This is a genomic window from Xenorhabdus lircayensis, from assembly GCF_016306625.1.
Classification (GTDB): Bacteria; Pseudomonadota; Gammaproteobacteria; order Enterobacterales; family Enterobacteriaceae; genus Xenorhabdus; species Xenorhabdus lircayensis.
This window is the reverse complement of sequence record NZ_JACOII010000017.1, coordinates 1-8,235: the sequence shown is the minus strand read 5'-3', so window position 1 is coordinate 8,235 and position 8,235 is coordinate 1. Positions and strand designations below refer to the sequence as shown.

Sequence of the window (8,235 nt, the reverse complement as noted above, 5' to 3'; positions counted from 1 at the left end):
ACCATTTAATACATGACCGAAAACCAAGCCACAACAAAATGGATATAACAGATTTTTTACGCCATACATGAGATAAAATTAATTATATAGTGATGGTTTTTATTTGTATGAAATTGTCACTATATATAAAACATAAGTATAATTATGATGCATAAAGTAAATATTAGTTTTTTGGATAAAGTTTTTTATTTTTTAGTGTCTGTTTTTGTTTTATCCCTTCTTTCTGTTGTTGTTTTTTTTTCATGGCGTGATTTATTATCACTGTTAAGTATGAGTGAGGTTATATTATTTTCATGGCGAGTTTTCCTAATGTCTTTTGGGCTCCCCTTAGCATTTCATATGTTTATATATATAATAAAATTTTGCTTTGTAAAAAAAATAAATTCATATAACGGAGTGGTTGTTAAATTTCTAACTGCTTACTCTATTATTGTGTTCCTTTTTAGTTTTCCTGTCTCGATGTATGTAGATAACAAATTAAAGTCTGAGGGATATTTGGTTTGTGATAAAAAATCTGTATTTTCCCCCAGTAAATATGTTAAAAAAATGGTTTTTTGCAAATAAGCATATATGCTTATTATTATATTTTATAAAACTCGGTCTTCCCATCTGCTATAAGCAGATGTGCCTGCTGTCATATGATTCCATGAAATAGATTTATAGTTAAGTATTACTCTTTCATATGGCATAGCATCGAAATCATTAATGGAGTGCGGGTAGGCACATGAAACCTCCGATACGGTAGCTTCCGTGATTTTGATTTCATAAAACAGTTCTAATTGGCCTGTTTGACCAGTTCTGTAACAAATGAATTTACCGTTTAGTGATTCATTAGAATCTATAGCCATAGCTAATAATGGAGAAGATTTATCTATAGGTTTTATAAATTGTATGGGGCTGTGGTTAACATTTTGCTGACGAGATATTGAGTGATTTAGGCTAAGTACTTGTATTTGGTCTTCGTGCCCTTTTTGATACCGATTACCTATAGAATCAAGGGTTGAACATCCAGCAGAAATTAAACCTTGCTTCTTTCCGTTTAAAGTCAAATAAATCATGTATGACATAGAACTTACCATCCTTTTCTATCTAAATATGGTTGATATTAGAACTTAAAGACATAATTTAGCATATTGAAAACCATGTTGATAGTTATATAACAAACAAAAAACACATGCATTAATTGCTTTGGTTTCTTATTTTACAATTACAATTGTGATTACATTTTATAATGTTAATTAATTTTATATTATTTAAATAACTAAAAAGGTAAATTATTTTTGCCTTTAAGTATAGAAGGAAACTAAATTTTTTATCTAAGGATATTACTATGGATCCGTCATTCCGCAGCTATATCTGTAATATGCTGATTTTAAATTGTTTGTATGAAATTCACTCATTTGTTAATTTTTAATTAAAACAATAAATTACGAATGAGGTGCGGAATGTCGGATGGATAGAAGTATTATAGAAGAAAAATATATGAATGCATAAATGCAAAGCATCGCAACTGGATTATTATTAGTTGAGTATATGCTTACGAAATAAAATAATATGATTATGGAGTTGAGTGTGAATACTGTTGATAGATTCCAGCGAAACAAATCACTAAGCCACTCATCATATTTGTCCATTGACTTGTTCTCTCTTTTATATGAATCGGTTAACGATTTAATTTCTTTTTTTGATAATTTGTTTAATAGGTAAATGTTGTTTCTTTTCATTTTCATGGTTTTTTATTTTTCACGGTAAATAATATATCAGCCATCATTATTTTCTCCAAAAATGCCAAAATCTGCTAGTGCTAGTGGCTGTTGTTGATTGGGGTTTGGGGAATATAGGTATTTTTGATTCAATCAGCAGCATCGCTTGCCTTACATCATCAAGGTTTTTCGATAATAGCTCTTTTTCTGCTTTTAAGTGTGAGTTCTCTTGTTCTAAAAACTGTAGTTTTCTCTGTAGTTCTTGTATTTCAGGTGTGTTTTGTTGTGTAGTTTGCTGTATTTTCACTACATCTGTGACGGTGTCACTAAGTGTAGCTTTTAGTGCCCCGAATACCCTAATTAATTCAGATATATCAATAGATTTACTACCTGTATTGGGATCTGTAGTCGTAGACATCTTTCCTTGTTTTATGTATTTATGCAGAGTGCTTCTTGCTTTTCCCGTTAATCTTGCTGCTTCGCTTATTGATACTAGAGTCATAATTTATCCTAGACAGCCATTTTGATTTGTTGATCTTCTTTAAAATGAAAATGTAAAGCGACTACATTACGACTTTTCTTAACCGTATCAATTGATACAATGAGATTGCTTTTTTGATTTAGCTCTTTTATTGCAGGTTTTATTACCCACTGGTTCAATGATTTAAAAGTCGAGTATGTTTTATCATCTAATCCCAACATGGAGCGGAAGTCTTCTAAGCTAATTAATCTATCGCCTACAGACTGAAATTGTATCAGTAATTCATAAATACGAATGCTATAAACGCTTCTTAAAGTAGAAACATTTTTAATCACTATTTTTGTGAATTTCCCTTTAAGTTGAGTTAAATATGGCATGATAGAATCGGCAAATATTATTTCTATTTTTCCTTCTCCATCAAGATATTCAGCTTCTTCTTGAATCCAACGTATACGTCTTCTTTCTTTATTGTTTTGGATGTATATCCATCGCTCAGCTAATTTATCTATAGCTTCTTTTAAGTGTCTCTCTGCATTACTTTTTCCCATGTCTGGAAATGCCAAATAAAAGTCATTAGAAGTAATCTGGAATGTCTTTTGTGGTAATTCTTCTTGAGGGTTTAGCTTGCCAATACACATGAGCAACAAGCGCTGTTCTTGCAATGTTAGTTTATAACTAGCCTCAATTAAGGCATTGGATTTATAGGCTATCAATTCAGACATTTTTTGTTCCTTATATTGGGATAGATAAATAATGGTACTATACTCGACTTAAAAGCAAGATTTTTTTTTAATCTATGCTTATTTTGTGAATATTACCGTAAATTTCTATGCCTATTACCGTAAATTTCTATGCCTATTACCGTAAATTTCTATGCCTATTACCGTAAATTTCTATGCCTAAGTGATTATAACAAATTGATTTTAAATGTTTTTTAAAGTCTTAAAACAAGATATAAAAACAGAAAACAAGTTAAAAAAGACGTGCCCTGTGGATAAATCACAAAATTTAGTCAGATTGATCACAGAATTTGATAATTCCCTCACGATGTTCGGTCAGTATCAATCTACTCCGAAAATCAAGATGCGATTCAGACAAGTATCGCTGCCAGATTTTTTGTCTCCGACCATTCAACTATCACATCGCTTTACTAACCGTGCAATGAATTCGCTTCGCTCACGGCTTAGTAGGGAAGAGGATTGATCCTGCCTCCGATCAACCCCCTTTTTTATCGGCTGAGGATCCTCGACGATCCTTTTTACATTAACAAGCAGCCTCCCATGCTCTTAACGAGCATAAAAGCCCCCTAAAAACGCTTGTGTGCGTTTTTTATTACGTAACCGCAACTTTTCCCAGATGAAAACTCAAAACTGCTTAAAATCGCTTATAGGATGTTTAATTAGCTTTTTCTTTCCTGATATTGTTTTCTTCATGAGAAAAGATCGTCAGTTATCAATATTCGTACCTGATTCAGGTAAAAAATCTTTATTATCATTAATTCACATCTAATTGATTTTATTATTGAATGTTTTAAATTAAACCGTTAATCTGACAACGCTATCGGCAAAATCCGATAGTCGGGAATTAGCAACCCTGCGAAAAATACCCCACTGGTAGGATGTTTCTACCAGTGGGCCTGCTATCGTCCGTTCAATGCCAGTTTAGGCAGGGGAGGCTTCAGCCTCGCCGGTTGGGTATCTCCGGTATTGCTAATCCTGCTTGAACCGCCCCCAATAACCGGAATGAGGTGAAGCAGGAATGAAAACGACCGAAGACTGGCACCCCGCCGATATCATTGCCGCCATACGTAAACAGGGGACGAACATGTCTGCCCTTTCCCGCGCATCAGGACTCGGTACATCCACTCTGGCCAACACACTGAGAAACCCTTGGCCAAAAGGCGAATGGATCATTGCTGATTGCCTTAAAATCCATCCAGATCAAATTATTAATGCTTTGGAAAGGGCTTATCGTGGGTAATAAAAACACTCCATCTAGAGCGAAAATATTTATCTCCGCATTAATATTTATGAGTGCTTCGGTAATTTGTGTGTTAGCGTCGATTATCGAGGATTTTTTTTCTTTGTTTTTTTCTTTTTATGTTGATTTTGAACTACCTTCAGTTAGCTGCTGGTATTTAATGCTTTACACTCGTCTTGCCGGACAGGAAGAAGCAGTTTATCAGTCGCTAACTTCCCGCCAAAATCTCTTTACGAGTGTCGCACTTATTATATGAATTCAGGTAGAACCCCTATTATATTAATGTAATTGTTCGGCCTATTTGATGAATATTACTCCACCTTAACTTATAATTTCTGGATGGTCTTCCAAATGAAAATCTAACATTTTTAAACTCATTTTCTGATTTATATATATTACTCCATATTAATAGTGAACCAATAGAAAATTTGGATAATTCATTGGAGCAATCCATTCCTGCTTGAATGAACTCTACATTTGTATGCTCATGAAATTGGGTTTTTGTAATGAAGTGAAACGCACTAGGCTTTTTTTTGAAAAATATAACATTTCCAAATATCATGGGTTTTATTAACTGAATGAATTCACAGATTGCTACTTTGTCTAAGCTAAATTTACCCCATCTCTTTTCAACCAATAATGAATAAAATTCTGTCAGTTCTTTTGCACTAAATTGTTCGACATCAATGAGTTCACCACCTGACCTTATAAAGTTATTCATTCGCTGCTTGTATTTTTTATTAGATTTTTCTGTTAGTTTCTTGGCTAAACATAAAGAACGTTTGGCATTGAATTTAAAGGTTGAATTAATAATATTATTATTTAGAGGTGATATGTATTTTGATTTCAAAGGCAATAAAAAACGGAAATTTTCACTAGATGGAATAACTAACTCATCATTTGGTATTACAATTGAAATTGTATCTGATAATGGATGTGAAGGATCGTTTGCCAGATATTTATCATCCCAAACGCAAATTGCAGCTTTATGCTTTTTCGAAGAATCTTCATATATAAAATATTTTTCGTTAATATTGTGTTTTTCATGGATAAATTTCAGCACAGTAGGGTGAGTGGCTAAATTTCCACCAAAAGAAGAGTAGGTTTTTTCGTACTCGCTGAAATCTGCTTCTTTCCATCCAAACAATTTATTTTTAATATCTAAGATATTCATTAAAAATGTCTCTATCTTTTTTAGTTATCTTTGTAAAGTATAGCATCATTAAAAATGACTGACATTGACATCCTCCCCGCCCTTTAGGGCGGGGAGGATGTCAAGTTTGGCTACTTTTATTACTAACCGAACGAAGTGCCCCACAGTTTTTACGCTCTTCATTTTGGTACAATTGTGACATATGGGACATCCATCATATCAGGTCTGAGCTAGTACAGATTAATATAAACCCGCAAAAAGTTGCGGATTGAGGTTATTTTTAGAATTAAGCTGCTCTCACTATATATAAAAATGCAACGTTACGGGGACGAGTTTCTGCCCCGCCAGTATTATCAACTGAATAGTATTTTTGTCCAAGATTAGAGGCAGTACCGAAAAAATCTCCCCATACTGACTGACCTGTTTCGTTTCGTATGGCGGTAAATCCATGGCTGTGAGTTCTAAATTCATCAGATTGCCAAGACAGCACGTTGCGCCCGTAATCAACATTACGTCCCGTATCTAAACCACGGATAAATTCCCCTCGCAAGTCTGGCAATCTTCCTGATGGATAAGCAAGAGCTAGTTTCGGATATTTTGCTTTATCAAACCAGTAGCCATCACATATGAGCCATCCTTTTGGTGGTGTTGTCGTCGGCCAAGGAACAGGGACACCAACAGGTAGAGATGACTCTCCTGAATCTTGCATCGTTAATCCTAAATTTTTTACAAACTCTGCCTTATTGGGTATATCAGCTCCGTTTTGATTTTTAGACAAACGTTCATTGGCATTTTGATTGGCAGTATTTGCCAGTTTTGTCACATTAGCCAAATAAGTATCAGTTTCTCTTTTGTTGTATGCTCCGACATCCGATGCATTCAATGAAATATCAGAAGAAAGTGCTTTTCCATTCACTTTTCGGCTGGTAGGTACGTAATTCTTATCACTGCTATTTGCTTTGTTTGCTAAATCATAAGCTCTTTTCACTGCTCTGGATGTAGCTACCGTTATTTCACTATCACTCTCAACCTCATTACTAAGAGTAACAAAGCCTTTGTCCTCTAATGTTGCATAAGGATGCTCACGCGTTTGAATATGTTCTTCAATCGCTTCCTTGATTGCTTTTTTGACATCATCCATTGTTGGAACTATCACTTCTTCATTTTTTGAGGATATTGATTCAGGTTTTTTATCTTGCATGATTATTCCCTCATTTAATCAACAATACACATTGCTAAGTAACATGAAGGCGGTGGGATATTATTCCGCCTGTGAACATCAATAAATGGGTTCATCAATACTGAAGTGTACGGCTGGCTACTATTTATTCTTGGAATGAAGAAAATTCCTGACTCGTCATTTTCGAGGGTTTTTCCGCTGGATCCTATTTGATAGGTTGCATGTTTTGATGGCAGGGTGGCATAAAATGACAGGTAGGAAATTAATAGAATGTGTCAGATAACTGATAATATTTAGTGGGGTAGTGTTTTTTTGGTTTCGAAGAGAAATTACAAAAAAGCATCAGTATGGGGGGTCCAGTGGAAGAATCCACGAAAATGGCGAGTAAGAGTAAAAACAATAAGTTATAGAATACTTTGCTATCATAAAGTATACTTTCTTCACTTGTGATTTTGATGCAAAACATCCCGTTAAACTGCTTATCTTCAGTGAAGAAATTTACCATAATCATGGTGCATTTATTATGTAGTCGGCATAATTTTTACACTACGAATAGATAACTCGTCATTTTCGTGGATTCTTCCACTGAACCCCTAAAGGGCATCAAAAACCATCTGCATTAAAAAAACACCCAGCAACAGACTCTCAATAACCTCTAAAATGAGCTGTATGCGATTATGAGCCGCTTTCACACTTAACAGGTTGGGGTCGATGATTCTAGTCAATATCTTCACTAAAAGAGATACAGGCGTTTCTAGGTAGGTGGTAACAAATATAAGTTGTCAGATTTATTTCACACATCACCCCAGATCAGTTATAATCAGAAGCACTAACAGAGGTGATTAAACGTGATAACGGTATTAACCACAGATATTTTTGATAATTGGATTGGATCTTTAAAAGATCTACGAGCAAAAACAAAAATCCAAGCCCGTATCAGAAGAATTAAAAACGGAAACTTTGGTGATATTGAGCCTATCGGTGAAGGGTTTTCAGAATTGCGAATACATGAGGGAAAAGGTTACAGGGTGTATTTGAGAAAAACAAATAACATCGTTGTAATTTTACTCTGTGGCGGAGATAAAACTACGCAGCAAAAAGATATAGAAAAAGCTAAGTTAATTTTTAAAGAGGTTGAGGGGGAACTATGAAAGTCAAACTCAAAGAATACGATATTGCCGAGCATTTAAATAGCGAAGAAGAAATGCAACTCTATTTAAATGAAATTTTAGAAGATAGCGACCCTGCGTTAGTGCTTTCCGCATTAGGGGATATTGCAAGAGCTAAAAATATGAGCCAGCTTTCAAGGGATGTCGGTATGTCCAGAGAGGGGTTGTATCACGCTTTATCTGGTAAGGGTAATCCTACATTTAGCTCTATGTTAAAAATCACCAAAGCATTAGGTTTAAAACTTCACTTCACAGGGGTATAGCTTACTCCTTTAATTATCTATTTTTGTTTTGTTCAATTTATCTGTTAAGCACACACGAAAAAATCAAATAGCAGCGTTGATGTAGATAATGACAATGCAATGCAGGATATCTCCGGTATTGCTAACCCTGCTTGAACTGCCACCAATAACCGGAATGAGGTGAAGCAGGAATGAAAACGACCGAATACCGGTCATGTATTAAATGGTTAGTTACTGTGATATGCTTCCGGCTTTTTAAGGATGAAGCATGGTCAAAGTTGACGTCTATTGCCGTTATTGCCACAAATCAGAACAGGTCAAAGGACA

General features: G+C 34.6%; 10 protein-coding genes. 5 read left to right on the top strand and 5 right to left on the bottom strand.

Annotated elements, in window-relative coordinates:
* Positions 1 to 144: 144 nt before the first annotated feature.
* Positions 145 to 564, top strand: a complete 420-nt coding sequence (locus tag H8A87_RS20380) for a DUF1240 domain-containing protein (RefSeq protein ID WP_198688435.1) — start codon at positions 145 to 147, stop codon at positions 562 to 564.
* 23 nt (positions 565 to 587) lie between these two features.
* On the opposite strand, the gene H8A87_RS02510 is transcribed toward H8A87_RS20380, so the two are convergent.
* From H8A87_RS02510 to H8A87_RS02500, 3 genes are all read right to left on the bottom strand, one after another.
* Positions 588 to 1,067, bottom strand: coding sequence for an Hcp family type VI secretion system effector (locus tag H8A87_RS02510; RefSeq protein ID WP_198688434.1), 480 nt, complete (start codon positions 1,065 to 1,067; stop codon positions 588 to 590).
* 703 nt (positions 1,068 to 1,770) lie between these two features.
* Entirely contained in the window at positions 1,771 to 2,205 is a 435-nt protein-coding gene (locus H8A87_RS02505; RefSeq protein WP_198688433.1) for a DNA-binding protein, read from the bottom strand.
* 8 nt (positions 2,206 to 2,213) lie between these two features.
* On the bottom strand, positions 2,214 to 2,906 hold the full coding sequence (locus H8A87_RS02500) for a replication initiation protein (RefSeq protein WP_198688432.1): 693 nt from the start codon (positions 2,904 to 2,906) through the stop codon (positions 2,214 to 2,216).
* Positions 2,907 to 3,942: 1,036 nt separating this feature from the next.
* On the opposite strand from H8A87_RS02500, the gene H8A87_RS02495 reads away from it, so the two are divergent.
* Together H8A87_RS02495 and H8A87_RS02490 are read left to right on the top strand one after the other, a co-directional pair.
* Positions 3,943 to 4,164: a helix-turn-helix domain-containing protein gene (locus tag H8A87_RS02495; protein ID WP_198688431.1), complete on the top strand. Its 222-nt coding sequence runs from the start codon at positions 3,943 to 3,945 to the stop codon at positions 4,162 to 4,164.
* Positions 4,157 to 4,420, top strand: coding sequence for a hypothetical protein (locus H8A87_RS02490; protein WP_198688430.1), 264 nt, complete (start codon positions 4,157 to 4,159; stop codon positions 4,418 to 4,420). Before H8A87_RS02495 ends, H8A87_RS02490 begins: the two co-directional genes overlap by 8 nt.
* 18 nt (positions 4,421 to 4,438) lie before the next feature.
* On the opposite strand, the gene H8A87_RS02485 is transcribed toward H8A87_RS02490, so the two are convergent.
* Together H8A87_RS02485 and H8A87_RS02480 are read right to left on the bottom strand one after the other, a co-directional pair.
* On the bottom strand, positions 4,439 to 5,338 hold the full coding sequence (locus H8A87_RS02485) for a GNAT family protein (RefSeq protein ID WP_198688429.1): 900 nt from the start codon (positions 5,336 to 5,338) through the stop codon (positions 4,439 to 4,441).
* 265 nt (positions 5,339 to 5,603) lie between these two features.
* Positions 5,604 to 6,518, bottom strand: coding sequence for a phage tail protein (locus tag H8A87_RS02480; RefSeq protein WP_198688428.1), 915 nt, complete (start codon positions 6,516 to 6,518; stop codon positions 5,604 to 5,606).
* Positions 6,519 to 7,345: 827 nt separating this feature from the next.
* Between H8A87_RS02480 and H8A87_RS02475 the strand changes: the two genes are divergently transcribed.
* Together H8A87_RS02475 and H8A87_RS02470 are read left to right on the top strand one after the other, a co-directional pair.
* On the top strand, positions 7,346 to 7,648 hold the full coding sequence (locus H8A87_RS02475; protein ID WP_198688427.1) for a type II toxin-antitoxin system RelE/ParE family toxin: 303 nt from the start codon (positions 7,346 to 7,348) through the stop codon (positions 7,646 to 7,648).
* Positions 7,645 to 7,929, top strand: a complete 285-nt coding sequence (locus H8A87_RS02470; protein ID WP_198688426.1) for an addiction module antidote protein — start codon at positions 7,645 to 7,647, stop codon at positions 7,927 to 7,929. Before H8A87_RS02475 ends, H8A87_RS02470 begins: the two co-directional genes overlap by 4 nt.
* Positions 7,930 to 8,235 lie beyond the last annotated feature (306 nt).